This is a genomic window from Hydrogenophaga sp. L310 (genome assembly GCF_055703065.1).
The window spans coordinates 560812-586670 of the sequence record NZ_JBVPZA010000001.1 but is presented as its reverse complement, the minus strand read 5'-3'; the positions used below and the strand labels follow the sequence as shown (position 1 = coordinate 586670).

Below are 25859 nucleotides of genomic sequence, written 5' to 3'. Positions count from 1 at the left end.
CTGAGCCTGTCGAAGCCCTCACCATGACCACCGTCTCTTCGGGCGCCAGCAGCGCCACCCGCAACTACGCCATCGTCACCGCCGCCTACTGGGGTTTCACGCTCACCGACGGCGCGTTGCGCATGCTGGTGCTGCTGCATTTCTACCGCCTGGGTTATTCGCCGTTCACGCTGGCCTTCCTGTTCCTGCTCTACGAAGCGGCGGGCGTGCTGGCCAACCTGATCGGCGGCTGGCTGGCCACGCGCTACGGCATCCAGCGCATGCTGACCGTGGGCCTGGTCACGCAGATCACCGGCTTCACCCTGCTCTCGCTGCTGAACCCGGCCTGGACGGCGGTCATGTCGGTGGCCTGGGTGGTGGTGGCGCAAGGCATCTGCGGCGTGGCGAAGGACCTGACCAAGACCGCCAGCAAGTCGGCCATCAAGATCACCGCCGACCAGGCGAAGAACCAGGGCTCGGGCCAGTTGTTCAAGTGGGTCGCCTGGTTCACCGGCAGCAAGAACGCCATGAAGGGCTTCGGCTTTTTCCTCGGCGGCCTGCTGCTCGATGCGCTGGGCTTCCAGCACGCGCTCTGGGCCATGGCGGGCTTGCTGGTGCTGGTGCTGGCGGGCGTGGTGGGCTTCGTGCCGCCACTGATGGGCAAGAGCAAGGCTTCTAAATCGGCCAAGGAGCTGTTCGCCAAGAACGCCGGCATCAACGCACTGGCCGCGGCGCGCGTGGCGCTGTTCGGCGCGCGCGACGTGTGGTTCGTGGTCGGTGTGCCGGTGTTCCTGTATTCGCAGGGCTGGACCTTCACCATGGTCGGCGGCTTCCTTGCGCTCTGGACCATCGGCTACGGCCTGGTGCAGGCACTCGCGCCCAACATCGTCAGGCGCAGTGCCGACGGCCTGAGCGCCGAGGTGCCGGCAGCACGCTGGTGGTCGCTGGCGCTGGCGCTGATCCCGGTGGGCATCGCTGCGGCCGTGCTGCTGGAAGCGCCGAATTTGCAGTGGTGGGTGGTCGGCGGCCTGGGCCTGTTCGGCTTCGCCTTCGCCGTCAACTCTTCGGTGCACTCCTACCTGATCCTGGCCTACGCCGGCAGCGAGAAAGCGGCCGAGGACGTGGGCTTCTATTACGCCGCCAACGCCCTGGGCCGCTTCTTCGGCACGCTGATGTCGGGCCTGCTCTACCAGTGGGGCGGCCTGCTCTACGCCCTGGTGGGCTCGGCGCTGATGCTGCTGGTGTGCTGGCTGCTGACGCTGGGTTTGCCCACACGCCTGGCGCTCCACGGATCTCCCTCACCCACGCCCTAGTTCCTGCATTCCCTCCATCGAAGGACACCCCCATGAACACCCCCAAGGTCTACAACGTGCTGTTCCTCTGCACCGGCAATTCGGCCCGCAGCATCATGGCCGAAGCCATTCTCAACGCGCAGTCGGCGGGCCGATTCCGCGGCCACAGCGCGGGCAGCCAGGCCGTGGGCAGCGTCAACCCCATGACCATCGATCTGCTGCAGCGCAACCACTACAAGACCGACAGCCTGCGCAGCAAGAACTGGGACGAGTTCGCCGCACCGGGTGCGCCGGTGATGGATTTCGTGTTCACGGTCTGCGACAAAGCCGCCGCAGAGGTCTGCCCGGTCTGGCCGGGCCAGCCGATATCGGCCCACTGGGGCGTGGCGGATCCGGCCGCCGTCACCGGCACCGAAGATCAGCGCCAGCGTGCGTTCAGCGACGCCTTCAGCGTGCTCTCGCGCCGCATCTCGCTCTTCATGTGCCTGCCCATCGAAAAGCTCAGCCGTCTGGCCCTGCAGAAAGAAGTGGCTGACATCGGCCGCGCAACGGACACCGCCCACGCCTGAAACCCATGAGCCTCCAGCATCCTGTTCACGTTCTCTTTCTCTGCAACCACAACACCGCCCGCAGCCTGATGGCCGAAGCGGTGCTCAACCACATGGATGGGCCCACCTTTCGCGCCCACTCGGCCGGTTGCCAACCCAGCCCGGACGGTACTGCGCACCCGCTGACATTGGAAGTGTTGCAAGCGGCCGGCATCCGCACCGATGGTCTGCGCAGCAAAAGCTGGGATCAGTTCGCGCTGCCCGAAGCGCCCCACATGGACCTGATCATCACGCTGTGTGACGACGCGGCAGCGGAAGTCTGCCCGGTCTGGCCAGGCCACCCCGCCACCGCGCACTGGAGCTATGAAGACCCGACGCTACTGACCTGCAGCCACGACGAACAGCTGTATGCCTTCAAGCAGGTCTTGCACGCGCTGCACCAGCGGCTGGAACTGCTCATGAACCTGCCCTTGCCCCAGCTTGACCGCCTGATGCTGGAGACCGAAGCCCGGCGCCTGGCCCAGGCCTGAGCCCTCACAATCACCGCATGGGACTCTTCGAACGCTACCTCACCGTCTGGGTCGGCCTGGGCATCCTCGCGGGTGTCGGCCTGGGCCTGCTGACGCCCGCCAGCTTCGCCGCGATCGCGGCGATTGAATTCGCGCACGTCAACCTGATCGTCGCCGTGCTGATCTGGATCATGATCTACCCGATGATGATCCAGATCGACTTCGCGGCCGTGCGCGACGTCGGCAAAAAGCCTCAGGGCCTGATCCTCACGGTGGTGATCAACTGGCTCATCAAGCCCTTCACCATGGCCGCTCTGGGCGTGCTGTTCTTCAAGTACCTGTTCGCGCCCTTCGTGGACCCGCAGTCCGCCAACGAATACATCGCCGGCATGATCCTGCTGGGTGTGGCGCCCTGCACCGCCATGGTCTTCGTCTGGAGCCAGCTCACCAAAGGCGACCCCAACTACACGCTGGTGCAGGTGTCGGTGAACGACCTCATCATGGTCTTCGCCTTTGCGCCGATTGCCGCTTTCCTGCTCGGCGTGACCGATCTGGCCGTACCCTGGCAGACGCTGCTGCTGTCCACCGTGCTCTATGTCGTGCTGCCGCTGGTGGCCGGCGTGCTCACGCGGCAATGGCTGCGCTCGCGCGGTGGCGAGGCGGCCGTGAGCGCGTTCGTGAAACTGCTCAAGCCCTGGTCCGTGGTGGGCCTGATTGCCACCGTGGTGCTGCTGTTCGGCTTCCAGGCCGAGACCATCGTGGCCCAGCCGCTGGTGATCGGGCTGATCGCCATCCCCCTGCTGATACAGACCTACGGCATCTTTGCCATCGGTTACGTGGGCGCGCGCTGGCTCAAATTGCCGCACAACATCGCTGCACCGGCCTGCCTGATCGGCACCTCGAACTTCTTCGAGCTGGCGGTAGCGGTCGCGATCTCGCTCTTCGGCCTGCACTCGGGCGCCGCGCTGGCCACGGTGGTCGGCGTGCTGGTGGAGGTGCCGGTGATGCTGTCGCTGGTGGCGCTGATCAACCGCACGCGGCACTGGTTCGAGCCCCAGGCGATCTGAGCAGCAGCATCGCGCTGCACCAGCATCCTCACTACAATTTGAACGACCTGCCGGTGGCCGCCTGCCCCGGCGGCCCCTTTCGGTGATGACCGTCTGCTTCGGTCGCTGCGATCACCGTCCAACCAGGAGAACCCCATGCACGCACCGCGCACCCTGCTGGTGACCAGCTTGCTGTCACTGTCCCTCTGGGGTTGCTCCAGCATTTCCCTCGAACCCACCGAGCCGCCAGTGCGCGAGGTGAAGTCCATCGACGGCCAGTCTGAAGGCGAGGTCACGGGCACCGCCGCACCCGGCAGCCGGTTTGCCCAGCTCCGGATCGGCATGGAGGCCCAGTCGGTCCGAAAGCGCATCGGCGAGGCCGACGCGATGTACTCCCACGACACCGGCAAGCGCTGGATCCCGTTTTACCTCGGCAGCGATGCCCGCCGCATCATCACCCACTACAAAGGCGAAGGCTGCCTGACCTTCACCGGCGGCACCGTCTGGGGCGGTGGCAACAACCAGCTGATCCGCATCGACAACGACCCGTCGGGCCGCTGCTACCAGCCGTGAGCGCGACGCGCTGACCACGGCCGGTGCGGCTCCGGCCTGCCAGAATACGGCGCTGTGACTTCCTCCCCCACCCCGATCCAGCCACTGCCCGCGAGGCCGCTGGCGCTGACCTGCCACCCCGCCACGCCCTGCCCGCTCGACCTGCAGCTGAGCGTGTCGCTGGCAGCGGCGGGCTCCGAGACGGGCGCCGGCTGGCTGCTGCACTACCGCATCACGGGCGACACCGCGGGTCTGCTCATCCCGCCCCCCGACACGCCCGGACCGGCCGATGGCCTGTGGCAGCACACCTGCTTTGAGGCCTTCGTCGCACGCACTGGCGAGCCTGCCTACCAGGAGTTCAATTTTTCGCCGTCGGGGCATTGGGCGGCCTACCGCTTCAGCGCCGAACGGGTGCGTGATCTGCCCGCCGAAGCGGCCGCAGCGCCCTTCGCGCCCGAGCTGGTGTTCGTGGAACAACCGCAGTCCCTCGATCTGCAGATCTGGCTGCCGCGGCCGCCAGCCGCGGCCAGCACGCCCCTGGTCCTGGGTCTGAGCGCCGTCCTGGAGACCCGCGACGGCCAGCTCAGCTACTGGGCCCTGCGCCACCCCGCCGCACGCCCCGACTTTCACCACCGCGCCGGTTTCGCGCATGTGCTCGACCTGCCACCGTTTCCCACAGCCCCTCTCAACCCCGCCTGACACCCCGCATGAAATTCGGCATTGAACGTTTTCTGGAAGACCCCGCCCTGCGTGCCCCGCTGGCCGGCCGACGGATCGCCCTGCTGGCCCACCCCGCCTCGGTCACCCGCGGCCTCACCCATTCGCTCGACGCGCTCGCCGCCCTGCCCGACGTGAAACTCACGGCCGCCTTCGGCCCGCAGCACGGCCTGCGCGGCGACAAGCAGGACAACATGGTCGAGTCGCCCGACTACCTCGACCCGCGTCTCGGCATCCCGGTGTTCAGCCTTTACGGCGAAGTGCGCCGCCCGACCGACGCCATGATGGACACGTTCGATGTGCTGCTGGTCGATCTGCAGGACCTGGGTTGCCGCATCTACACCTTCATCACCACGCTGCGTTACGTGCTCGAAGCCGCCGCGCAACACGGCAAGGCCATCTGGGTGCTCGACCGCCCCAACCCCGCGGGCCGCCCGGTGGAAGGCCTGACATTGCGCCCCGGCTGGGAAAGCTTCGTCGGCGCCGGCCCCATGCCCATGCGCCACGGCATGACCATGGGCGAGCTCGGCCACTGGTTCATTGCCACGCTGGGCCTGACCGTCGAATACCGCGTGATCACCATGGCCGGCTGGGCGCCCGACGCAGCGCCCGGTTTCGGCTGGCCCACCGAACGCACCTGGGTCAACCCCAGCCCCAACGCCGCCAACCTCTGGATGGCGCGTGCCTACGCCGGCACCGTGATGCTCGAAGGCACGACGCTCAGCGAAGGCCGCGGCACCACGCGCCCGCTGGAGCTGTTCGGTGCACCCGGTATCGACGCGCGGCGTCTGATCGCCGACATGCGCCGCACCGCACCGCAGTGGCTCAAAGGCTGTGTGCTGCGCGAGTGTTTCTTCGAGCCCACCTTCCACAAACACGCCGGCCAGCTCTGCGCCGGCGTGCAGATCCACGTGGAAGACCCGACGCATTACGACCACGCCACCTTCCAGCCCTGGCGACTGCAGGCACTGGCCTTCAAAGCCCTGCGGCTGCAGGCGCCCGACTACCCGCTGTGGCGCGACTTCGCCTACGAGTACGAACACGATCGCCTGGCCATCGACCTGATCAACGGCGGGCCGGCGTTGCGCGAATGGGTGGACGATCCGAAGTCAAAGCCCGAAGACCTTGATGCGATCACCAAACCGGACGAAGCGGGCTGGATAGAGACCCGGACACCCCACCTGCTCTACTGAGCGACGAGGAACTGCCTACCAGAATGCGGCGGAACCGGCTGTGCCGGGCCGCTCGCATCGCCCCCTTGAGGGGGTCGCGCGAAGCGCGGCGGGGGGGCAGTTCACAGCCACTTCTGCATGAACTGCGCCGTGCCCATGGCCGGGTCCAGCTGGTAACCGGCGTAGCCGATGCGCTGGTAGAGCTTGACCGCGGGCGCATTGCCCGACAGCACCTCCAACGTCATCTTCACCGCCCCGCGTTCGCGGGCGATGATCTCGGCCGTCGCCAGCATCTGCTCGGCAATGCCGCGCCCGCGGTGGCTGGTCAGCACCGTCACGTCGTGCACATTGACCAGCGGCTTGCATGCGAACGTCGAAAACCCCTCGATGCAGTTGACCAGGCCCACCGGTGCATCACCGTCGAATGCCAGCACGCTGTAGGCCTGCGGCCGCGCCGCGAGTTCGCCGACCAGGTGGGCTTTGGCAAAGTCGCTCAGGCCATCACCGCCGCCCGCTGGATCGCTGGCGTAGGCATCGAGCAGGGTTACCAGCGCAGCCGCATGCACAGGATGGGCGTAGTCGGCGCGCAGCACGCTGATGCTGGATACACCGGGCGCGTTCATGCCGGCACCTGCGATTTCACCGCGTTCACCAGCCGCTCGGCGCAGGCTTGCACCTGCTGGGGATCGCGCGCCTCGACCATCACGCGAAGCAGCGGCTCGGTGCCGCTGGCGCGGATCAGCACACGCCCCGTGTCCCCCAGCTCGGCCTCGACCGCTTTCGTCTCATCGGCCAGCAGGGTGTTGGTTTTCCAGTCCTGCCCGGGCTGCAGTCGCACATTGATCAAGGTCTGCGGAAACAGGGTCACATCGGCCAGCAGCTGCGCCATGGTCTTGCCGCTGCCGGCGCAGGCCTGCAACACCTGCAGCGCCGACACCAGGCCGTCGCCGGTGGTGTGTTTGTCCAGCACCAGCAAGTGCCCCGAGCCTTCACCGCCGAGGATCCAGCCGTGGCGCTCCAGCTCTTCGAGCACGTACCGGTCGCCCACCTTGGCGCGCACGAACCTGACCCCGCGTTTACGGAACGCCACCTCGACCGCCATGTTGGTCATCAGCGTGCCCACCACGCCGGGCACGTCCACGTCGCGCGCGATGCGGTCGGCCGCGATCAGGTACAGCAGCTCGTCGCCGTTGTACAGGCGCCCGCTGGCGTCCACCAGTTGCAGCCGGTCCGCATCGCCGTCGAGGGCCACGCCATAGTGGGCTCCGCTCACCCGCACGGCATCGACCAGTGCCTGCGGATGGGTCGCACCCACTTCGTGGTTGATGTTCAGCCCGTCAGGGGCGCAGCCGATGCGCACCACCTCGGCGCCCAACTCGTGGAACACCGCGGGCGCGATCTGGTAGGCCGCGCCGTGGGCGGCATCAACCACAATCTTCAGGCCCTTGAGCGTGAGGTCGTTGGAGAAGGTGCTCTTGCAGAACTCGATGTAGCGGCCCGCCGCGTCGTCCATGCGTCGCGCCTTGCCCAGGTTGCGCGAGTCGGCCCAGACCGGGTCCTTGTCCAGCTCGGCCTCGACGGCGTGCTCCCAGTCGTCCGGGAGCTTGTTGCCCTGCGCGCTGAAGAATTTGATGCCGTTGTCATCGAACGGGTTGTGGCTCGCCGAGATCACCACACCCAGGCTCGCGCGCTGTGCGCGGGTCAGGTAGGCCACGGCCGGTGTCGGCACAGGACCGAGCAAGACCACGTCCACCCCGGCGGAGTTGAAGCCGGACTCCAGCGCGCTTTCCAGCATGTAGCCCGAGATGCGCGTGTCCTTGCCGATCAGCACCGTGGGGTGCGCCTCGTCGCGCTTGAGCACGCGGCCCACGGCGTGGGCCAGCTTGAGAACAAAATCGGGCGTGATCGGGGCCTGGCCGACGGTGCCGCGGATGCCGTCGGTGCCAAAGTATTTACGGGTCATGGGTTCGATTTTAGGGGGCCGCACGGGACGGCCCTGTATGAGCTGCATCGCCCATGAAATCAGCCGCGCGACAGCACAGGCGCTTCCATCGGCTGCGACAGCGCCGCGTGGTACCGGGCACCTGGGTCTTCGCGGGAAACCACCGCATCGCCGGACTGACCACGGTCCAGCGCCGCCGCTTCGCTCCAGTGACTCTGCTCACTGCGACCCAAGGCCACGTTGACATCAAACTCCCGCAGGGGCGGGTAGGCCTGCCGCATGGCAATGGTGTTGCCGTCCTTGCTCAGGTAATAGGACTGAACATCCCCTTGACCCGCGTGTCGTGTGTGTTCTTTGGCCGCTGCGGCGGCCAAAGTGTTGACCTGAGCGTCGTTCATGCCCAGCTGTCCCAGTCGCGCCCCCAACTGCGCCTTGAACTGCCGGGCCGCCTCGCGTTGAGCCGGGGAACCGGTTTCGTTGTCGCTGATGAGGTGCTGCAGAAACGAGCGATCTGGCGGTGGATTCGATTTCTCGGCATTCAGCGGGCTAACCGGGACCGGATCAACCAGTTGCTGGATGTCCAGCTTGTTGCGCGCCGGCTGGAGCCGACCTTCGAAGTGGTTCTCGATAGCGCCGTTGTGCTCGGGCGAAACCACAGTGCCATCGTGTGTGGTCACCATCAGGGCGATGGATGTTGAAGCCCGCATGCTTCAGTGCACCCCACGTGAAATCGACGCAGCTGTTGGTCGCGCCGTTGTACTCGCCACGAAAGTAGCGCCAGTCCTCCTCAATGGCAGCATCACCGAACTGCTTGAGCTTGGCGTACTGCTCGGCAGTGATCTCCATCGTACGGGAGTAGTGGGGACTTTGATACGCCTCGGTATCCGTGTCATAGCCCTTTCCCGGACCGCTCGAAGCGCCATGCTCCTTGGGCGCAAAGCCATAACTGTTCTTGACCTCGCCGTCGGACACCTGGTCCAGCGGCATGGGGATTTTCAACGGCGCCCGCAGCACGTCCCCTGTCGCGGCCTCTGCGCCACTCGCAACCGCTTGGCTGGGTGTTCCACACCCGAGCAGATTCCATGTGAGCATGCCCATCAAGAGCGCCTTCAGCCAGTGGTGTGTTGGCGTCGTTTTCATGCGTTTGTCCTCTCCTAGTCGCTCTTGCCAGTGGTCTTGTCAAACTTCCACTTCTCGAAGCGCACCGTCGCACCCGTCGGCCGCGCACCACGCTCTTCGTCCAGGCCGTTGAACACAATGCTGTTGACCTTGACCCGGATCGCCGTGTTGCGACCCCAGCGCTTCTCGGGGCTGTTGTTCGTCCCGTCGAACTGCTTTACAAACAGGCCTTTGACCTGATCGTTCGACATCGCTGCCACATACTCCCAGTCGTGCTCATTGATGGTGTCGTAGTCGTACCCCTCGCGGGCTTGTACAAACCGCGCCACATGGCTGCGGTTCAGCGCCTCGCTCGCGTAAATGCCCGTCGCGGCCACGTTGTCGCGCAGCGGCGAAATCGTGCTCGTGCTGCGCTTCAAGTCCACCGTCACCAGATACGGCACCTTCTCCTTGAGCGGCAGCATGTAGGCAATGCCACCCGCCATGAGGACCGTCAACGCCATCGAACCCATCGCCACGATCCATGCCCGGCGCTCGCTGCGCTTGACCATGGAAATCACGTTCGACTCGAAGTCCATCGACTTCTTGAGAATCACCTGCGAAGCCTCTGAGAGCTCCCGCTTGAACAATGCCATATCAGCCCTGAAAACCTTGTTGATCCATACCCGCCTTACCTGACTCCGACGGCCCGCTCAGGGCATCCGGGTCACCAGCAGCGACTTGTTGGCCGATACCTGGATACGCAGCTTCTGGGCCGCGTAGCTGCGACGCACCGTGTTGAGCGCACGCTGCAGGTTGTTGTCCTTGATGGAGGCCAGGCCACTCACCAGCGTCAGGTCGCTCGGGTACTGCCAGTCCAGCGCACCGCCGTGCTCCTTGGCCCAGCGCTCCAGCATGTTGCGCAACGTCGCGTCGGTCGGCAGCATCTGGAATTTGATGAGCTCCGCCTCTTCTTTGAGCGGGATTTCCTGCGGCTCCGAATCGAGCGTGTTGACGGGCTTCCAGTTGTCGGCGATGTCGATGGCCTTGGGCACCGCACACGCCTGGAGGAGGCCCAGCACGAGCACGCCTGCCGCCGCGCAAGCCATTCGATCCCTGGTTTTCATTGTTTTCGTCTTGGTCATGTTGTATTCACGGATTTAAAAACGCCTTTTCCCGACATCAAGGGATTCCTGAAATGCCGTATTACCCGTAGGGCAGCGGCGGACGCGCGGGCTGCGCTTCGTTTCTGGCCACGGGCACCTTGTCTGCGCCGTGGACGCCTGTGTCTGATTCGGATACACGAAGATCGCCACCACGGCCCGCACTGCCTGCAAGTGCAGCATCGTTGCCAGGCGCTGTGTACACACCCCGCTTTTCGTCCAAGGTCATGTCTTGCGCATGGCGGCCCGCAGGGCTTCCTGTTGGCGGGTTGCCCATCGACTCGTTGCGACGCAGCTCGCCCGACTGCTCCATCGCATACTGGTTTTGGCGAGCAGACCGAAAGCCAGTGGACCCACTGTCATTGGCCAACAACCCTCTCGATCCAGACAAATTCTGAGACCCCGTGGACCCATCGCCAGGGGAGCCCGCCTCCGAGTTGAGGCGCGCAATGGCCGTTTGTGCGCTGTAAACGCCCCCATTGCTGGAGCCGCTGTATCCCGATTGGATCAGCGACTGGGAACCACCGATCAGACCCGGCGCTTGATTGGGCTGTCCCCCAGCAATACCTGCTTGTCCGCCGGCCCCGCTGTTTTGCGGCTGGGTTTGTGCCAATGCGGCAACGCCGGTTCCAGCACCCAGCCCCTTGGCGGCACCCAAACTGCCCGCCACAGCGCCAGCGCCTGCAAACCCGAACGCCCCGGCGGCAAAGCCGGCGCCTGCGCCGAAAAATTGCATGATGGTGTGGGGAATTGCCATGATGATGGCCGACATCAATGTTCCCAGAGCCGCCAATCGCAACGAGCTGCCTGAAATATCGAACAAGCCGGTTCCGCTCAAGATGCCGCCGTAATAAGCAATGACCACCGCCCCCCCGTAAATGGCGGTTGCTTTCAACACCAACGCACCAATCAGGGTCAACGTTGCCATCGAGAACAAGGCACCAAGAATGAATTTGGCCCAAGACCAAAACAGTGCCGTGGTTTGCTGAAACAGCAGGAAGAAGATGAACAGCGGCGCCAACATGATGGCCAAAGTGACCGACAGTTCGGTCAACATCAACAACACCGCCACCAGCATCGCCGGACCGCTTTGCCCGATCAAGCCGACGGTCGTTGTGATGGCATTCGGATCCTTCCCGTTGTCAACGACCTTCATCGACTCGGTGATCGAATTGAGCAGCGAGGTGATGCCCAGATTCAGGTCCACGAGCGTCGTGATGTCGGTACCGTTGGCCACGGCTTGTGAGATCAGGTTTTTGAAATCACCCACCCAATCCACAATCACCGGCGAATTGGCGGCGACAAGGCCCACCAGCGACAAGATCAAGACCATCTTGCCCGTCTGTATGAACAAGGGCACGATGGGGTTTCGATTCGCACCCGTGATGATCTGAAACCCCTGATAAGAGACCCAGATGGTCATGATCACGGTTGACATCACCCCCAGCGCCATCGCGAGCTTTTGTGCGACCAGCTCCCTGTACGGACCCTGGATGATGTCGTCCATGATGTATTCACGCACGGAGCAATAGAAAAACGCATCATTGAGCACCGTCAACAAATCCGCCCCAGCCCCTGCCCCTGTGATGCCGCCCAGCCCAAACGTGGCTCCGGCAGCCAACACCCCCGCAGCGGAACAAGCAGGCATCAGAAACCTCCAGAAAATAACAATGTCACTGTCACGGTCGTTTGCTCGGACAACATCAAGAAGGAGGCATGACAAAAGGCACCGAGGGCTTGCGCAGCACTCCTTTGCCCGCATCGAACCGACCTGTGTCGCGCTCCCGTTTGGCCTCGACCATCTGCATTTCGTAGGTCTTTTCACGCTGCTTGTAGCCGTCCATCAAAACCTGCAATTGCATCGCGTCGGTCTGCAACAGCGATTGTTGTGCCTGGAGCTCGAAGTGGTAGCGCTGCATCTGGCCTGATTTGTCTTTGACACCACGCGACGCATTCACCAAGCTGACGATCTGCTCACGCCGCTTGTTCAGCACCTTGAGCATGTCCTGGCTTTGTTTGAGCGTTTGCAAACGCAAATTTCTCAAGCCCGCACAGGCGTTGTAGTGCTTGAGAAATTTTGGATCGTTGGAGCCGCAATCCTGCTCGGTGCCAATGTACTTGTCTGAATTGTCTACCGTGATGGTTTCAAATTTGGTGTCCAAGCCTTTTAAGATGGCCTGGTTGGAACCGTTGCCAAGAGTGATGTCTTGGCCGGAAGACGAGCTGGAGATGGTGCTTTTAAAATCACCATTAATTTTGTCATGGCCATTCTCCAGTTTCAAGACTTCATTTACTTTATACAACTCTTTGTATACAGCTTCGTCGTATACGGCCCATTGAGCCATTGAGAATCCTGGAGCCAAAAAAACAAAAAGCACCATCAATTTTTTCATTACTACCATCCTCCAAAGGCAGATCAACCAAACTTCAAGTGAAGTCTTTTCGTAGGGTTGCGACTGGGGAAGTTAATCTGTCCCAACGCACATAGGTTGTCGTTTGAGTCACATCCCCGATTCCGACATGTAGTTGCTGACCATTTCCATCGCTCCAAAACAACCCACCAACACCAGTTGAGACAGTGCTGATTTCACTGGGTTCACGTCCAATAACGCGGGTAACTTGAGCAACACTCATCCCCTCAACCACCCTGTCGTACGCCGCCCGAAGGTCAATGCCTTCAGAATCGTCACCACCGCCCCCCCCGCCACAAGCCGTCAACGCCAAAGCAGCCGTGCCGCCCAACGCCAACCGCTCCAGCACCCGTCGGCGGTTCAACAAAATGAAGGAATCTTGGGAAATGTGTGTCATGGTTTTTTTCCTGCCTTAGGGTTCGCGCGGAGCGCAACATTGATGAATGGCCAAGCACGGAGCACGGTATGTGCTTCGTCTGTGCTTACCTCGCCTGGAAACCGGACAAGCATAGTCAATATTTGAATCCAAAAGACTTATCAACTGTCAGATCTGACAATGGATTGTTCTCAGTTTGTAAGCTCATTCCATAGAATATTAGGTACAGAGCACTAAGCCGATTGGCGTGCGCTGCGGTCTGGCGGTGCAGCCGACGCACACACTCGGTGATGCTTGTTCCGCAGCCGCTCACCCAGCGCCGCCTGGCGCCTCAGAACCAGGAAGTCGGATTGCCCAAGCCATGCCATTCGCCGCCGGCTCTTTCACAGTTCTTCTTGGACTTGCGCCATTCAGACAACGGTTGCGGTGTGTAGTGGTAGTGGTTGCTCAAGCTTCCCTTGCCACTTCGGGCATCTGTGCAAACACCCAGCGCCTTGGGTGGGCACCTGGGCACCAGGGCCGAATCGACCTTCATGGGGGTCATTTGAACCAGGCAGGCGTTTTGAAGCTCCGAAGCACTTTCACCCTCCGATGCAGCGCTTTCCCAGCAACTCAGCAAGGGCAACGATGGACGGGTGATGTCCATGTTGCCTTTTTGCAAACAGGAAACCTGCGGCACGGCGGCTTGGCCGGGCTGGGGCATTTTGAGCTCAACGCCTTCGGGCAGCTCCGTCAGCTCTGGCGGCTCCGGGACTTCGGGCATTTGCCCCGGTTGGGGGGTGCTGGACGGGTCCGGCAGGCCGGTAAAGCCGTCTGGACTTGCCAACACCAGCACCAAACAGGCGAACAAAGGTGCCCATTGACGGACAGAACAAGAGAAACGCATAGACCCTCCCTGGGTAGCTTCTGAAATCTATTTTTTGGCGATCTGGAAATACGTCTGAACCCCAATACGTCGCCGACGAAGGGGCTATGCCTGATCACTCCTCCATGAGGTGCTGGCATTTCTCCAGCCCGTCTGGGCTGCCGGGTGATCCTTTGGTGTCAAAAGGCATCTTCCCGGGGCTTTTCCAGGTGCCGGGCTTGAGGCCATGGGGGCAAACCTTTTCATACGTGCTGGTCCACTCGGGGTTGAAGCAATAGTTGCTGACGATCTTCCAGGTGCCTGCGATCGGGTTGACACCCACCCAGCAATGGGGGGGGTATCCGTAGGCGCAAAAGGAAAACACGTCCTGTCCAGCAGGCAGGTCGTTGTTGAAGTAGGCGTTGCCCGTGCTCGTTCCGGCCGGCGCCAGCCCCCCGCACTTGGACTGCCCCGCAGCGGCAAAGGCCGATGACCCTGCCATCAACAACGCCAAACTCAGTATCCACAACCTTGTTTTCCTCATTCAAGACTCCCTGTATGTCCCGCGTTCAGACTTCGTAACGAACCGACTCCGTCGGCGCGTGCCGCAAGAATTCATTGCTGGAGACCATGGCTGCCTTGCGGTGGGTTCGCAAACCTTTGCGCCGTGCGTGGAACTCTGGCAACCAGGTGTCGGGTTGGTTGGGTGTCGGGTGCTCACTCAGCAGTTCGCTGAGAATTTCCACGTTGTCGCTCGAACCGGACAGCACCGCCAACTCATCGTCCATGCCATTCAGATTGAGCTGGCACAACACGGCGTTGTGGCCTTGTTTGACCAGGAAGCAGCGGCTGCGCTCGTCCAGCCCAACCACCAGCTCAAACTCAGCCTGCGTCAGTTTGAGACCTTCGAGGTAGTCCTTGGCGTCTGCATTGGGGTTGGGCAGAAGAATGAGCGTCGCGGTCTGCTCGATCAATGCGGCGGAGATGTCGCTGTTCAGGGCATCTTGCGGACTCTGAGTTGCAAAGATGCCCAGGCCGTTCTGCTTGCGGATGGTCTTCTGCTTGTTCTTGGCAAAGTCTTTCAACCCGCCCTTGCCTTCCAGCACTTTCCAGAACTCGTCCATCACGTAGATGAACGGCCGACCATCGATCAGGCTCTCCATGCGGTGGAGCAGATACTGGATGATGGGTTCGCGGGTTTTGCTGTCTTCGATGATCTCGGTGTAGTCAAAACCAATGATGTTGGAACCCGCGAAATCGATGTTGTCCCTGGGGTTGTCAAACACCCAGGCCGCCGGGCCCCCTTTGCACCAGACCGAGATGCATTCGAAGAGACTGTTTTCTCCCATGTTGGGCAGGCTCTTCTGCAGATTGGTCATGGTGCGCAAGTGCGGCGGCGTATCGAGAATGGCACGCACGGCGCGGATCAGGTCTTCCTGCTCGGACGGTGAATACTTGTCCTTTCCACACAGGGTCTGCACCAGTTCAACCAGGAACTGTTCGTTCTCTGGCGTGTTCTCGCATTGCAGGGGGTTGAACCCGGTTGGGCGCCCTTTTTCGAGTGTGAAGTAGCGGCCTCCGCAAGCCCGGATAAAGATCTCCGCGCCACGATCTTTGTCAAAAAAGAAAATCGTGGGCTCTGGCTGGATTTTCTGCACCTGCGCGAGCAGGAAATTGATTAGCGCGGTCTTGCCGGTGCCCGACTTGCCAATGACCATGGTGTTTGCAATGGCCTTTTCGCCGAGAGAATATTCGTGGTGCTTGGTGGCGTGAAAATTGAAATGGTAGGCCTGATTGTTCAGCGTTTGCAAAATGCTGACGGATGGGCCCCAGGGGTTGAAATGGGGTTTGCCGGTGGCAAAGTTGTGCAATGGGCACAAACCCAGGAAATTGAGCGAACTCAAGTTGGCAATTCTCGGCCGGAAGCGCCAATTACAGGGAAGCTGGGCATAAAAAGCAGCGGGAATCGCCACATCTTCCTTTACTGTCACGAAGCTCGCGCCCGACAACTGAGCCCGCGCTTGAGAAATGTTGTTGTACAACTCCTCTTGGCCCGATGCAAAGACAGCCATATTGAAATGGTATTGCCCCAGAACAAAGTTCCCGGAAGCCAGTTGATCCATCGCATAATCCAGCTCCACGATCTGGCTCACCGCTTTGTCTTCAGAAGACAACATGGCACCCTTGGTCCGCTCCAGCGCCTTCATGGAGCCGTAACGACTCATTGGGGTAAAGGAGTGCGTGACGATGTACTCAAACTCCAGGTACTTCAAGCCATTCAGAATGCCTGGCCAAGAGCTGTCTGCATATTCCTTGATATTGAGAATTGCGCCGTAGTAGTTTTCACCGTTGGCCGTGCGAATCGCAAAATCACCACTGCCGGTTGAGAACATGTGTTTGCTCGTGGGCAAGTAGTCGTAGATCGGAGCTGGCAACACCGGTACCGGCTCATCTACGTGGTTGACCAGATATCCGAAAAATTCCAGATTTTCGGAGAACACCTGTTTGTGGACACTTTCGTACAAGCCCAGTCGGTACGGTGAATAGTCCTGCAGCAGAGCCTCAACATTGCCCACCAGTTCGTATATCTTTTCGAGATAGGCCTTCTCTTCGCGGCGAAGTACTTCCACATCTCTTGAAATGGCCGCAAAACGCTTTCCACTGACCACCGGACGATAGATCATCGTCAGATACAGCTCGTTCTGCATCAGGCGCTTGCTGGACAGGCGCTCCATGTAGCTCTCGTGAAGCGCCTGGCTGAACCGGTGCGGGTAACTGGCATCGGTCTTGATCGGCCGGCGCCGACGCACGTCGTGTGCCCAGAAAGCGATGTTCTCAAAGTCCGGCGCGCGGAGACTTTGCAGCAGACTGTTGAACGTCTTGTGACGGTGCTCCAGCTCCCAGTCCTCCCGGCCCACGAACGGAAACCCGCTCAGGAGCCAGGTGATCATGTAGTCCCCCTCTCGCGACTTCACCACGTGGGTATCCACATGGGTGCTGAAAGGGATGAAATTGCTGTAGTCGGCGTCGGGAGAAAACATATCTGGATTAGAGTCAGCTACCAATGAATTGGATCACGATTGCCATAGCAATTCAAACTTCATAACCACGCACTTTGCTTGCATTCCTAGCATACTTTGATGGTCCGAATACCCAGGCACCAATATTTTCCTGTTGATTTTTTGGAGAAAACCTAAAAGCCAGATTCAACCCGATCAGGCGAAAAATCATTTCATCCTTTTTCGTCATGAAACGCATGATGAAAATACTGATGGGAATCAACAACAAAAGATACAATGAAAAATACATAGACAATAAAAGCGGTAACCCTGCACCCACGAGAAATGGCACATACGGAACACCCAAAATCATCGCAGGGCGGGTGCACCCCCGGAACAAGACATCTTTTTTCAAATCAAATCCAATAAGTACTTGCTCAAGGAATATGCAACCAAAAATCAGCAAGCAGTTGCACCACCAGTCCACCCCGCGGTAAACCAACCGGCGATAGCTGCCGCTCCACCGATCAAAAGGCCGCCAATAAGGACGGGGGCAACATCGGAAAGTCGTTTGTGAGCGAACGCAATTTGATACCCGGCAAACACAATCGCAACGGTAACCACCAACACCGAAACGGCCTTCAACAAGGTTTCAAAGTTTTGAAAAAACAGCACCACGTTGTCACAAGCCCCCTTAAAGCCACCGGTGCCACCCGGAGCCGCCTGTGCATACACATCAGCGGAAAGCATCATCACCACGAAAAAAAACACCAGCGAAAGCACTGTTTTGCTTTCGATTTCCTGTTGGTTAAATTTCCAATTCACGGTTTACTCCTGATTAAAAAACGAAAGACTTGTCTGAAGATGATGGTTTGCTCTGCAACCCGGGACTGACGTCACCGACCCGTGAGGGACCGTCAACAGCGTTTTCAGGTTTCCCTGAAGACTCGGAGGCGTGCAACAAGCTGCCGCCTTTTCGGGGGGCCACGGCGTTGGTTGCACTGAATTTTTGAGGCTTGCTTGTGCCACCTGCTCCAGGTGCCAAAGGGACATTCAAATCGGGCAATGGAAGTTGTTCTGCGGGCAAGCTCGCACTGGCGGACGGCAGCAATCGCGTTTGGTAGGGATCGCCATTGACGCCCACCAATTGGGTCGGGATGTTGTTCAGGCCGCCCGATGACGGCTTTGTCGCGCCCACCATGACGGCGCCCGGTCCAGGGACGGGTATGGCAGGACGGCTTTCTGCTGTTTCGATGCCGGTGCCGCTGGTTGGCAATCGCTGCGAGGGCGCCTGGGCGTTGGCCAGCGCCGCCGCCGTCACGGACAACGGCGTCGAAGGCTGGTATTTGCGGATGTTGTACGGCTCTGGATAAACAGTGGCCTGCCCGGAGACTGCTGCGGTTGCCGCACTTGCGCTGCCCAGGGGCACGTTGTCGTCCCGGGCTGGTTTTCGCGGGTTGTTGCTGTAGGGAATGATCCTGACCGGTTCGGCTTGTGCCACAAGGGCAAACTGAACCTTGCGCATGGACGCAAAGATCTTCTGTACGTAGCCGTGTTCAAACCCGGTAGCGAAGTTGCCTGAGTAGTAGCAGCTGAACGCCTTGCCCCAGTCCTGGGCGCGGTCATAGCACTCGCGGAGAATGCGGGAACCCGCCTTGAGGTTCGAGCAAACATCGAACGCTTCAGCGTAGGTATTCAAGCCGTATTTCGCCAGGTTGTAGCGATTGACCTGAGCAATACCGACCGAGAAGTTGTAGCCTTCTTCTTTCAGCTGCCGAACCGCCGCCAGTGCCTCTACAAGGCTTTTGGGCTGACTGGCAAGATACCCACCCACGACGCCGATGGCGAAAGGATTGCGTGACGACTCCACGTGGACCACGTGCAGCATCACTTCATGGGGTACCGACAGATCGGGGCAATCCAGCATGGGAACCAGCAACGGCAACGCACCGCGCCCTGAATCAGCGCACTGCCGCGCAGGTGTCGGCAATGATGACCAGAGCGAACGCCGGGGTGCGGCCGTTTCCTCCTGAAATCAGTTTTATTGCTGGTTATTGTAACTTGTGTATTATATAAATCCGATCAACAAGCAAATTTCAAACACTTTAGTTGTATCATATTGTAAACTACAACTTGAGGATGATTCAGAAAAGCGGTGCTTTTGAGGCCTGCATGGCGGCCCACACCGCCAACACATCGCCGGTTTCCCGCACATCGTGTACTCGAACCACACGTCCTCCCCTGTCCACGGCCAACAAGGCCGCCGCCACGCTGGCCGACACGCGCTCGGCAGGCACTTCGCGCCCGGTCACCGCACCCAGCGAGGACTTGCGCGACCAGCCGGCCAGCAGGGGGTAGCCCTCGACGAGCAACTCCTGCTGGCGTGCGAGCAGGCTGAAGTTTTGCTCGACAGTCTTGCCGAATCCGATGCCGGGATCGAGAACGATGCGCTCGGCAGCCACATTCAGGGTGCGAAGTGCATCCACACGTTGCCGCAGGAAGGCCACCACCAGCGGCACCACGTCCCCCTGCATGGGCGCGACCTGCATGGTCTGCGGATCGCGGTGCATGTGCATCAGGCACACGCCACAGCGCGGGTGCGATGCGACCACCTTCAAAGCATCGCCCTGACGCAGCGCCCAGATGTCGTTGATGATGTCGGCCCCTTCGTCCAGAACTGCCCGCATGACCTCGGGTTTGTAGGTGTCCACGGACAATGGCACTCCAAGCTTCGCAGCTTCGCGAACCACGGGCAACACGCGCGCCAGTTCCTCATCCAGTGGCACCGCCGGGCTGCCCGGTCGGGTGGATTCGCCACCGATGTCGAGGATGTGCGCCCCATCTTTCAGCAACTGCTCGCAGTGCGCCAGCGCGGCTCGCGTGCCGGCATGTTGGCCGCCGTCTGAAAAGGAGTCAGGCGTGACGTTGACGATGCCCATGATCTTGGGCTGGGTCAGGTCGATGTCGAAACGGGAAGTTTGCCAGTGCATGAATGGGACCCGGAAAAAGCAACGGGGCCAGAGGCCCCGTTAGGTGAATGCAGGTGACGACCTGCGATATCAGGCCGCTGTTGGCGCCGGATCGGTGTTCACAGCGGGTGTTCCACCACTGCCACCACCACCCCCCACCGAGGGATTGCGCGGCGTCCAGTCCTTGGGTGGACGGGGCGGCTTGCCGGCCATGATGTCGTCGAGTTGGTCGGCGTCGATGGTCTCCCACTCGAGCAGGGCCTTGGCCATGGCGTGCATCTTGTCGCTGTTTTCTTCGATCAGGTCACGCGCCAGTTTGTATTGCTGGTCGATGATGCGGCGCACCTCAGCGTCCACCTTCTGCATCGTCGACTCGCTCATGTTGGTCGTTTTGGTCACCGAGCGACCCAGAAACACCTCGCCTTCATTTTCGGCATACACCATGGGACCCAGCGCATCGGTCATGCCATAGCGCATCACCATGTCGCGCGCGATCGTGGTGGCGCGCTCGAAGTCGTTGGAAGCGCCGGTCGTCATCTGGTGCATGAACACCTCTTCGGCGATGCGGCCACCAAAGAGCATGCTGATCTGGTTCAGCATGTAGTCCTTGTCGTAGCTGTAGCGGTCCTGTGCCGGCAGGCTCATGGTCACACCCAGAGCGCGGCCGCGCGGGATGATGGTGACCTTGTGCACCGGGTCGCACTTGGGCAGCAGCTTGCCGATCAGCGCGTGGCCCGACTCGTGGTAGGCCGTGTTGCGACGCTCTTCCTCGGGCATCACCATGCTCTTGCGCTCAGGGCCCATGAAGATCTTGTCCTTGGCCTTCTCGAAGTCCTGCATCTCGACCACGCGGGCATTGCGGCGTGCGGCCATCAGGGCGGCTTCGTTGCACAGGTTGGCCAGGTCGGCACCGCTCATGCCAGGCGTGCCCCGTGCGATGACGCTCGGATTCACGTCTGTACCCAAAGGCACCTTGCGCATGTGCACGTGAAGGATCTGTTCGCGGCCGCGGATATCGGGCAGCGTGACATACACCTGACGGTCAAAACGGCCCGGGCGCAGCAAGGCAGCGTCCAGGATGTCGGGGCGGTTCGTGGCAGCCACCACGATCACACCCAGGTTGGTCTCGAAACCATCCATCTCGACCAGCATCTGGTTCAGGGTCTGCTCGCGCTCGTCGTTACCACCGCCCAAGCCGGCGCCACGCTGGCGGCCGACCGCGTCGATTTCGTCGATGAAGATGATGCAGGGAGCGTTCTTCTTGGCGTTTTCGAACATGTCGCGCACGCGGGCCGCGCCCACGCCGACAAACATTTCCACGAAGTCGGAACCCGAGATGCTGAAGAACGGCACCTTGGCTTCGCCTGCAATGCCCTTGGCCAGCAGCGTCTTGCCAGTGCCCGGAGGGCCGACCAGCAACAGGCCGCGCGGAATGCGTCCACCCAGTTTCTGGAACTTGGCAGGGTCCTTCAGGAAGTCCACGACTTCCTTCACCTCTTCCTTGGCCTCGTCGCAGCCAGCGACATCGGCAAAGGTCACGGTGTTGTTGTTCTCGTCCAGCATGCGGGCCTTGCTTTTGCCGAAGCTGAATGCCCCGCCTTTGCCGCCACCCTGCATCTGCCGCATGAAGTAGATCCACACGCCGATCAGCAGCAGCATCGGGCCCCAGCTGACCAGCAAGGTCATGAGCAGCGAGCCTTCTTCGCGCGGACGCACGTCGAATTTCACGTTGTTGTTGATCAGGTCGCCCACCAGTCCGCGGTCCAGATAGGTCGCGGTGGTGCGGATGCGACGGTCGTCCTGGGTAACGGCCACGATCTCCGTGCCGCCCTGACCTTCCTGGATGGTGGCGCTCTTGATGCGCTGGGCCTTGACCTCATCGAGGAACTCGGAGTACCCCATGTAGCCGGCGCTCGCGGTCGCGCGACCGTCGAACTGCTTGAAGACGGTGAAAAGCACCATGGCGATAACCATCCACACGGCGATTTTCGAGAACCACTGGTTGTTCAAGTGCAGCTCCTGGCTAGAACATTGTCGTAAATACGCATATTGAGCCCATTTTAGGACTTTCAAGAAGACCTGCCATTGACAAATGACTTGGTCATGTCAATCGCATGGTTGGATTTTTTGTATCCGCGCGGTGTCTTCAGGTGCGCACCTGAGGTTTCAGACCCAGACCCACCAGAAAGGTTTCAGAAGATTTGTCGCGGGAAGCTTTGGGCTTGATGGCCTTCACCACGCGAAAGGTCTGGCGAAACAGGGCGACTGTGGGGTCGTAGGCCCCGCCATGGAAGAGTTTGACCACCAGCGCGCCGTCGGGTTTGAGGTGATGCACGCTGAAATCCACCGCCAGTTCGATCAGGTCGGTGATGCGCGCGGCATCGGACAATCCGATGCCCGACAGATTGGGCGCCATGTCGGAAACCACCACATCCACAGCCTCCACGCCCCGGTCGATCAAGGCCTGCTCCAGCGACGCCAGCACCTCGGGTTCGCGGAAGTCGCCCAGGATGAAATGAACGCCTTCCACCGCATCCATGGGCAACATGTCGAGCGCGATGATCTGACCATGGAGTTCGCCCACCGCTGCACCCTGCGGGCTCAGGCGGCGCCGCACGTACTGGCTCCAGGCGCCTGGCGCCGAGCCCAGGTCGACCACGCAGTGGCCGGGGTGGATCAGGCTCAGGGTTTCGTCAATTTCCTTGAGCTTGTAGGCGGCCCGCGCGCGGTAGCCGTCTCTTTTCGCCAGCTTCACATAAGGATCGTTGACGTGCTGGTTGAGCCAGGCCTTGTTGACCTTCTTGCTCTGGGTCTTGACTTTCATGCCCATAAAGGTCTTTTCAGTTCTGTGTAAACGATAATTGTCCCATGCCCCAGATCACACTCACTCCCGCCCAGCGCAAAGTCCACCGCGCTGATGCCCACCACCTCGATCCCGTCGTCCTCGTTGGCGGCGATGGACTGAGCCCGTCCGTCAAGAAAGAAATCGACAACGCCCTGAAGGCCCACGGCCTGATCAAGGTGCGCGTGTTCAGCGACGACCGTGCCGCGCGAGAGCTCATGCTCAAGACGCTGGCCGACGAACTCGACGCCGCACCGATCCAGCACATCGGCAAACTGCTGGTGCTGTGGCGCCCGATGCCCGAGAAAGAAAAAACGACGGACGAAGAGCGCATGCCGGGACCGCGCGACGTCAAGGTGCTCAAGTTCAGCAAACGGGGCGGTCAGCGTCCCGAAGTCAAGGTGGTGCGCGTCCTGGGCAACCAGCGCCTCACACCCGGCGGCCAGGTCAAGCGCGCCAAGGTCATGAAAAAGAGCATCAAGAAGAGCGCCCAGTGAGCCGATGCCCGGCCACCAGCGGCTTGAACTTCCCTTGTCGCGCACCATCTGAGACCGCATGAACCTTCAAACTGCGCCCGGCGCCACCCTGCCCCTGCTGGATTTCTCCGATTTGCCGCGTTTTGACGCCATCGCGCCGGACCAGGTGGCTCCGGCGCTGGACGTCTTGCTGACCGACGCCAACCGCGCGCTGGAGCAGGTCACGGCAGACACGTTCCCGGCTGAATGGGCAGCCATCGCCGGCACGCTGGACGTGGCCACCGAGCGCCTTTCGCGCGCCTGGGGCGCCGTCAGCCACCTCAACAGCGTGGCCGACACGCCCGAGTTGCGCGCCGCCTACAACGACGCCCTGCCCAAGGTCACCGAATTCTGGACCCGGCTCGGCTCGGACGAACGCCTCTACGCCAAGTACAAGGCCATGGACCAGGCCAGCCTGAACACCGAGCAGGCCCAGGCGCACAAGAACGCCATGCGCAGCTTTGTGCTCGGCGGCGCGGAACTGCAGGGCGAGGCGAAGGCCCGTTTTGCCTGGTTGCAGGAGCGTCAGGCCGAGCTGGGGCAAAAATTCAGCGAAAACGCACTGGACGCGACCGACGCGTTTTCACTGATCGTCTCCACCGAAGAGCTGGCGGGTGTTCCGGCCGACGTGTTGCAGGCCACGGCCGCTGCAGCCCAGGCAGAAGGCCAGACGGGTCACAAGCTGACCCTCAAGATGCCTTGTTATTTGCCGGTCATGCAGTTCGCCCACAGCAGCGCGCTGCGCGAACAGCTCTACCGGGCCTACGTCACGCGGGCCAGCGACCAGGCAGCCGCGGAGGCGCTCAAGTTCGACAACACCGCCATCATGGCCGAACTGCTGGCCCTGCGCCATGAAGAAGCGCAGTTGCTGGGCTACCGGCATTTTGGCGACGTGTCGCTGGTGCCCAAGATGGCCGAATCACCCGAACAGGTGATCCAGTTCCTGCGCGATCTGGCGGGCAAGGCGCGCCCGTATGCCGACAAAGACCTGGCGGACCTGCGTGAATTTGCCGCCAGCGAACTCGGCCTGACCGACCCGCAGGCCTGGGACTGGCCCTACATCGGCGAAAAGCTCAAGGAGGCGCGCTACGCCTTCAGTGAGCAGGAAGTCAAACCCTATTTCACCGCGCCCAAGGTGCTCGCCGGGCTGTTCCAGATCGTTGAAACGCTGTTCGAAGTGGCCATTCGCCGCGACACGGCGCCGGTCTGGCACCCCGGCGTGGAGTTCTACCGCATCGAACGCACTTCGCCGGCCGGCGCCCAGCTTGTGGGCCAGTTCTACCTCGACCCAGCCGCCCGCACGGGCAAACGTGGCGGAGCCTGGATGGACGATGTGCGCGCCCGCTGGTTGCGCCCGGACACCGGCGCGCTGCAGACACCGGTGGCACATCTGGTGTGCAACTTCGCTGAAGGCGTCGAAGTCGACGGCGTAAAAAAACCGCCGCTGCTGACGCACGACGACGTCATCACCCTCTTCCACGAGTTCGGCCACGGCCTGCACCACATGCTGACCCAGGTGAACGAGCGCGAAGTCTCGGGCATCAGCGGCGTGGAGTGGGACGCGGTGGAGTTGCCCAGCCAGTTCATGGAAAACTTCTGCTGGGAATGGGACGTGCTCAAACACATGACGGCCCATGTGGACACCGGTGAGCCGCTGCCTCGCGCCTTGTTCGACAAGATGCTGGCGGCCAAGAACTACCAGAGTGGTCTGCAGACGCTGCGGCAGGTGGAGTTTTCGCTGTTCGACATGCTGCTGCACAGCCAGCTCCAGCCCGTCACCGGTGGCGACGCCATCCTGGCGCTGCAGCAACAGGTGCGCGATGAAGTGGCCGTCCTGCAGCCGCCCGCCTACAGCCGCACGCCCCACACCTTCAGCCACATCTTCGCGGGCGGTTATTCTGCCGGCTACTACAGCTACAAGTGGGCCGAAGTGCTGTCGGCCGATGCCTACGCAGCCTTCGAAGAAGCGGCCCAGAAGAATGGGCACAGCACGCTGGATGTGGAAACGGGTCGACGCTACCGTGAGGCGATCCTGGAAGCCGGTGGCAGCCGTCCGGCCATGGCGTCTTTCAAGGCGTTCCGCGGGCGGGAGCCGGGCATTGATGCCTTGCTGCGTCACCAGGGCATGGCCTGACAGCGAACGCCCTCCTGAATGTGGTTTGGAACCTGCTTTTGCCAGAAGGATTTGACATGACCATCACCCCTTCCCCTGCTTTCCCGATGCACAAGCTGATGCGCGCGGCGGTGGTCGGCATAGCGCTCGGCGCACTCGCAACCTCCTGGGCCTCGGCCCAAGGCGTCTACCGCGTCGTGGGACCCGATGGCAAGGTGACCTATTCGGACCAGCCGCCACCAGCCAGCGCCAAGGCTTCCGTCGTGGACGGAGCCTCCGCCAGCGCCGCAGCGGCAAGCAACCCACAACTGCCGCTGGAACTGCGCCAGGCGGTCAGCCGCTATCCGGTCACCCTCTACACCACGACCGATTGCGCGCCCTGCAACACCGGACGCAACCTGCTCAATGCGCGCGGCGTGCCTTACACAGAAAAAACAGTCACCTCCGCCGAGGACGTAGCGGCACTGAAACGCCTGAGTGGAGAATCGTCGATGCCCTTCCTCAGCATCGGCGGGCAACAACTCAAGGGGTTCTCGGAAACCGATTGGACGCAGTACCTGGACGCAGCGGGCTACCCCAAGCAGTCCGTCCTGCCGACCAACTTCCGCCGACCCGCTGCGACGGCGCTGGTGGCGACACAACCCGCGCAGGCTGCGGCAGCGAGGCCAAACGTGGCTCCGGCCAGGCCCCCTGTGCAACCGGCTGAGACACCGGTGACAGCGCCGACCGAGAATCCGGCCGGCATCCGTTTCTGAACGGTTCTGGAGCTGAG

At 61.5% G+C, this 25859-nt stretch carries 28 protein-coding genes; 10 read left to right on the top strand and 18 right to left on the bottom strand.

What is annotated here, in order from left to right; genetic code table 11:
* The first annotated feature begins 23 nt into the window (after positions 1–23).
* The 7 genes from arsJ (at position 24) to AC0GNO_RS02810 (ending at position 5836) form a co-directional block, all read left to right on the top strand.
* Positions 24–1292, top strand: coding sequence for an organoarsenical effux MFS transporter ArsJ (gene arsJ, locus AC0GNO_RS02840; protein ID WP_472902870.1), 1269 nt, complete (start codon positions 24–26; stop codon positions 1290–1292).
* 32 nt (positions 1293–1324) lie between these two features.
* Entirely contained in the window at positions 1325–1840 is a 516-nt protein-coding gene (locus tag AC0GNO_RS02835; protein WP_472902869.1) for an arsenate reductase ArsC, read from the top strand.
* A gap of 5 nt (positions 1841–1845) precedes the next feature.
* The gene (locus tag AC0GNO_RS02830) at positions 1846–2349 is read left to right on the top strand and encodes an arsenate reductase ArsC (protein WP_472902868.1); all 504 of its coding nucleotides are present in this window, start codon (positions 1846–1848) and stop codon (positions 2347–2349) included.
* Positions 2350–2366: 17 nt separating this feature from the next.
* Positions 2367–3395: an ACR3 family arsenite efflux transporter gene (gene arsB / locus AC0GNO_RS02825; RefSeq protein ID WP_472889319.1), complete on the top strand. Its 1029-nt coding sequence runs from the start codon at positions 2367–2369 to the stop codon at positions 3393–3395.
* A 135-nt stretch (positions 3396–3530) separates the two neighbouring features.
* The gene (locus AC0GNO_RS02820; RefSeq protein WP_472889320.1) at positions 3531–3947 is read left to right on the top strand and encodes a hypothetical protein; all 417 of its coding nucleotides are present in this window, start codon (positions 3531–3533) and stop codon (positions 3945–3947) included.
* A 54-nt stretch (positions 3948–4001) separates the two neighbouring features.
* Positions 4002–4625, top strand: a complete 624-nt coding sequence (locus tag AC0GNO_RS02815) for a DOMON-like domain-containing protein (RefSeq protein ID WP_472902867.1) — start codon at positions 4002–4004, stop codon at positions 4623–4625.
* Between the two features lie 8 nt (positions 4626–4633).
* Positions 4634–5836 (top strand): exo-beta-N-acetylmuramidase NamZ family protein, encoded by a 1203-nt coding sequence (locus AC0GNO_RS02810; RefSeq protein WP_472902866.1) that lies wholly within the window; start codon positions 4634–4636, stop codon positions 5834–5836.
* Between the two features lie 101 nt (positions 5837–5937).
* On the opposite strand, the gene AC0GNO_RS02805 is transcribed toward AC0GNO_RS02810, so the two are convergent.
* The 18 genes from AC0GNO_RS02805 to AC0GNO_RS02720 all read right to left on the bottom strand — a co-directional run bounded on the left by AC0GNO_RS02805 (position 5938) and on the right by AC0GNO_RS02720 (position 22441).
* Entirely contained in the window at positions 5938–6438 is a 501-nt protein-coding gene (locus tag AC0GNO_RS02805; protein WP_472902865.1) for a GNAT family N-acetyltransferase, read from the bottom strand.
* Positions 6435–7778, bottom strand: a complete 1344-nt coding sequence (glmM, locus tag AC0GNO_RS02800; protein WP_472902864.1) for a phosphoglucosamine mutase — start codon at positions 7776–7778, stop codon at positions 6435–6437. The genes AC0GNO_RS02805 and glmM overlap by 4 nt, the downstream gene beginning before the upstream one ends.
* Positions 7779–7837: 59 nt before the next feature.
* Positions 7838–8434 carry a hypothetical protein gene (locus AC0GNO_RS02795; RefSeq protein WP_472902863.1) on the bottom strand — a complete coding sequence of 199 codons (597 nt, stop codon included), beginning with the start codon at positions 8432–8434 and terminating at the stop codon, positions 7838–7840.
* Entirely contained in the window at positions 8319–8897 is a 579-nt protein-coding gene (locus AC0GNO_RS02790) for a hypothetical protein (protein ID WP_472902862.1), read from the bottom strand. The genes AC0GNO_RS02795 and AC0GNO_RS02790 overlap by 116 nt, the downstream gene beginning before the upstream one ends.
* Positions 8898–8911: 14 nt before the next feature.
* Positions 8912–9511: a VirB8 family type IV secretion system protein gene (locus AC0GNO_RS02785; protein ID WP_472902861.1), complete on the bottom strand. Its 600-nt coding sequence runs from the start codon at positions 9509–9511 to the stop codon at positions 8912–8914.
* A gap of 57 nt (positions 9512–9568) precedes the next feature.
* A complete protein-coding gene (locus tag AC0GNO_RS02780; RefSeq protein ID WP_472902860.1) occupies positions 9569–9937 on the bottom strand; it encodes a TcpQ domain-containing protein in 369 nt (122 codons plus the stop codon).
* A 124-nt stretch (positions 9938–10061) separates the two neighbouring features.
* Positions 10062–11525 carry a TrbL/VirB6 family protein gene (locus AC0GNO_RS02775; protein ID WP_472902859.1) on the bottom strand — a complete coding sequence of 488 codons (1464 nt, stop codon included), beginning with the start codon at positions 11523–11525 and terminating at the stop codon, positions 10062–10064.
* A 196-nt stretch (positions 11526–11721) separates the two neighbouring features.
* On the bottom strand, positions 11722–12411 hold the full coding sequence (locus AC0GNO_RS02770; protein WP_472902858.1) for a hypothetical protein: 690 nt from the start codon (positions 12409–12411) through the stop codon (positions 11722–11724).
* Positions 12412–12445: 34 nt separating this feature from the next.
* Positions 12446–12826, bottom strand: a complete 381-nt coding sequence (locus AC0GNO_RS02765; protein WP_472902857.1) for a hypothetical protein — start codon at positions 12824–12826, stop codon at positions 12446–12448.
* 310 nt (positions 12827–13136) lie between these two features.
* Positions 13137–13655 (bottom strand): hypothetical protein, encoded by a 519-nt coding sequence (locus AC0GNO_RS02760; protein WP_472902856.1) that lies wholly within the window; start codon positions 13653–13655, stop codon positions 13137–13139.
* 130 nt (positions 13656–13785) lie between these two features.
* Positions 13786–14151 (bottom strand): hypothetical protein, encoded by a 366-nt coding sequence (locus AC0GNO_RS02755; protein ID WP_472902855.1) that lies wholly within the window; start codon positions 14149–14151, stop codon positions 13786–13788.
* 67 nt (positions 14152–14218) lie between these two features.
* The gene (locus AC0GNO_RS02750) at positions 14219–16690 is read right to left on the bottom strand and encodes a VirB4 family type IV secretion/conjugal transfer ATPase (RefSeq protein WP_472902854.1); all 2472 of its coding nucleotides are present in this window, start codon (positions 16688–16690) and stop codon (positions 14219–14221) included.
* A 52-nt stretch (positions 16691–16742) separates the two neighbouring features.
* Positions 16743–17114 carry a VirB3 family type IV secretion system protein gene (locus AC0GNO_RS02745; protein ID WP_472902853.1) on the bottom strand — a complete coding sequence of 124 codons (372 nt, stop codon included), beginning with the start codon at positions 17112–17114 and terminating at the stop codon, positions 16743–16745.
* Complete coding sequence (locus AC0GNO_RS02740) at positions 17108–17473, bottom strand: TrbC/VirB2 family protein (protein WP_472890605.1); 366 nt, start codon at positions 17471–17473, stop codon at positions 17108–17110. Before AC0GNO_RS02740 ends, AC0GNO_RS02745 begins: the two co-directional genes overlap by 7 nt.
* 13 nt (positions 17474–17486) lie before the next feature.
* Positions 17487–18575, bottom strand: a complete 1089-nt coding sequence (locus tag AC0GNO_RS02735) for a lytic transglycosylase domain-containing protein (RefSeq protein WP_472902852.1) — start codon at positions 18573–18575, stop codon at positions 17487–17489.
* A 217-nt stretch (positions 18576–18792) separates the two neighbouring features.
* Positions 18793–19638 (bottom strand): dihydropteroate synthase, encoded by an 846-nt coding sequence (gene folP / locus AC0GNO_RS02730; RefSeq protein WP_472902851.1) that lies wholly within the window; start codon positions 19636–19638, stop codon positions 18793–18795.
* A 69-nt stretch (positions 19639–19707) separates the two neighbouring features.
* Entirely contained in the window at positions 19708–21627 is a 1920-nt protein-coding gene (ftsH, locus tag AC0GNO_RS02725; RefSeq protein WP_472887120.1) for an ATP-dependent zinc metalloprotease FtsH, read from the bottom strand.
* Between the two features lie 136 nt (positions 21628–21763).
* Positions 21764–22441, bottom strand: a complete 678-nt coding sequence (locus tag AC0GNO_RS02720; RefSeq protein ID WP_472887121.1) for an RlmE family RNA methyltransferase — start codon at positions 22439–22441, stop codon at positions 21764–21766.
* 44 nt (positions 22442–22485) lie between these two features.
* On the opposite strand from AC0GNO_RS02720, the gene AC0GNO_RS02715 reads away from it, so the two are divergent.
* Genes AC0GNO_RS02715 through AC0GNO_RS02705 form a run of 3 tightly spaced genes read left to right on the top strand, consistent with a single transcriptional unit; the run spans position 22486 to position 25842 of the window.
* A complete protein-coding gene (locus tag AC0GNO_RS02715; RefSeq protein ID WP_226462021.1) occupies positions 22486–22956 on the top strand; it encodes a YhbY family RNA-binding protein in 471 nt (156 codons plus the stop codon).
* A 58-nt stretch (positions 22957–23014) separates the two neighbouring features.
* Positions 23015–25108, top strand: coding sequence for a M3 family metallopeptidase (locus tag AC0GNO_RS02710; RefSeq protein ID WP_472902850.1), 2094 nt, complete (start codon positions 23015–23017; stop codon positions 25106–25108).
* A 56-nt stretch (positions 25109–25164) separates the two neighbouring features.
* Complete coding sequence (locus AC0GNO_RS02705; RefSeq protein ID WP_472887123.1) at positions 25165–25842, top strand: glutaredoxin domain-containing protein; 678 nt, start codon at positions 25165–25167, stop codon at positions 25840–25842.
* Positions 25843–25859 lie beyond the last annotated feature (17 nt).

What these genes read in the sequence shown, in the direction of transcription:
- arsJ (WP_472902870.1), top strand. Translation starts at nt 24, where the DNA reads ATGACCACCGTCTCTTCGGGCGCCAGCAGCGCCACCCGCAACTACGCC.
- AC0GNO_RS02835 (WP_472902869.1), top strand. Translation starts at nt 1,325, where the DNA reads ATGAACACCCCCAAGGTCTACAACGTGCTGTTCCTCTGCACCGGCAAT.
- AC0GNO_RS02830 (WP_472902868.1), top strand. Translation starts at nt 1,846, where the DNA reads ATGAGCCTCCAGCATCCTGTTCACGTTCTCTTTCTCTGCAACCACAAC.
- arsB (WP_472889319.1), top strand. Translation starts at nt 2,367, where the DNA reads ATGGGACTCTTCGAACGCTACCTCACCGTCTGGGTCGGCCTGGGCATC.
- AC0GNO_RS02820 (WP_472889320.1), top strand. Translation starts at nt 3,531, where the DNA reads ATGCACGCACCGCGCACCCTGCTGGTGACCAGCTTGCTGTCACTGTCC.
- AC0GNO_RS02810 (WP_472902866.1), top strand. Translation starts at nt 4,634, where the DNA reads ATGAAATTCGGCATTGAACGTTTTCTGGAAGACCCCGCCCTGCGTGCC.
- AC0GNO_RS02805 (WP_472902865.1), bottom strand. Translation starts at nt 6,438, where the DNA reads ATGAACGCGCCCGGTGTATCCAGCATCAGCGTGCTGCGCGCCGACTAC.
- glmM (WP_472902864.1), bottom strand. Translation starts at nt 7,778, where the DNA reads ATGACCCGTAAATACTTTGGCACCGACGGCATCCGCGGCACCGTCGGC.
- AC0GNO_RS02790 (WP_472902862.1), bottom strand. Translation starts at nt 8,897, where the DNA reads ATGAAAACGACGCCAACACACCACTGGCTGAAGGCGCTCTTGATGGGC.
- AC0GNO_RS02785 (WP_472902861.1), bottom strand. Translation starts at nt 9,511, where the DNA reads ATGGCATTGTTCAAGCGGGAGCTCTCAGAGGCTTCGCAGGTGATTCTC.
- AC0GNO_RS02775 (WP_472902859.1), bottom strand. Translation starts at nt 11,525, where the DNA reads ATGGACGACATCATCCAGGGTCCGTACAGGGAGCTGGTCGCACAAAAG.
- AC0GNO_RS02770 (WP_472902858.1), bottom strand. Translation starts at nt 12,411, where the DNA reads ATGAAAAAATTGATGGTGCTTTTTGTTTTTTTGGCTCCAGGATTCTCA.
- AC0GNO_RS02765 (WP_472902857.1), bottom strand. Translation starts at nt 12,826, where the DNA reads ATGACACACATTTCCCAAGATTCCTTCATTTTGTTGAACCGCCGACGG.
- AC0GNO_RS02755 (WP_472902855.1), bottom strand. Translation starts at nt 14,151, where the DNA reads ATGGCAGGGTCATCGGCCTTTGCCGCTGCGGGGCAGTCCAAGTGCGGG.
- AC0GNO_RS02750 (WP_472902854.1), bottom strand. Translation starts at nt 16,690, where the DNA reads ATGTTTTCTCCCGACGCCGACTACAGCAATTTCATCCCTTTCAGCACC.
- AC0GNO_RS02735 (WP_472902852.1), bottom strand. Translation starts at nt 18,575, where the DNA reads ATGCTGGATTGCCCCGATCTGTCGGTACCCCATGAAGTGATGCTGCAC.
- folP (WP_472902851.1), bottom strand. Translation starts at nt 19,638, where the DNA reads ATGCACTGGCAAACTTCCCGTTTCGACATCGACCTGACCCAGCCCAAG.
- AC0GNO_RS02720 (WP_472887121.1), bottom strand. Translation starts at nt 22,441, where the DNA reads ATGAAAGTCAAGACCCAGAGCAAGAAGGTCAACAAGGCCTGGCTCAAC.
- AC0GNO_RS02715 (WP_226462021.1), top strand. Translation starts at nt 22,486, where the DNA reads ATGCCCCAGATCACACTCACTCCCGCCCAGCGCAAAGTCCACCGCGCT.
- AC0GNO_RS02710 (WP_472902850.1), top strand. Translation starts at nt 23,015, where the DNA reads ATGAACCTTCAAACTGCGCCCGGCGCCACCCTGCCCCTGCTGGATTTC.
- AC0GNO_RS02705 (WP_472887123.1), top strand. Translation starts at nt 25,165, where the DNA reads ATGACCATCACCCCTTCCCCTGCTTTCCCGATGCACAAGCTGATGCGC.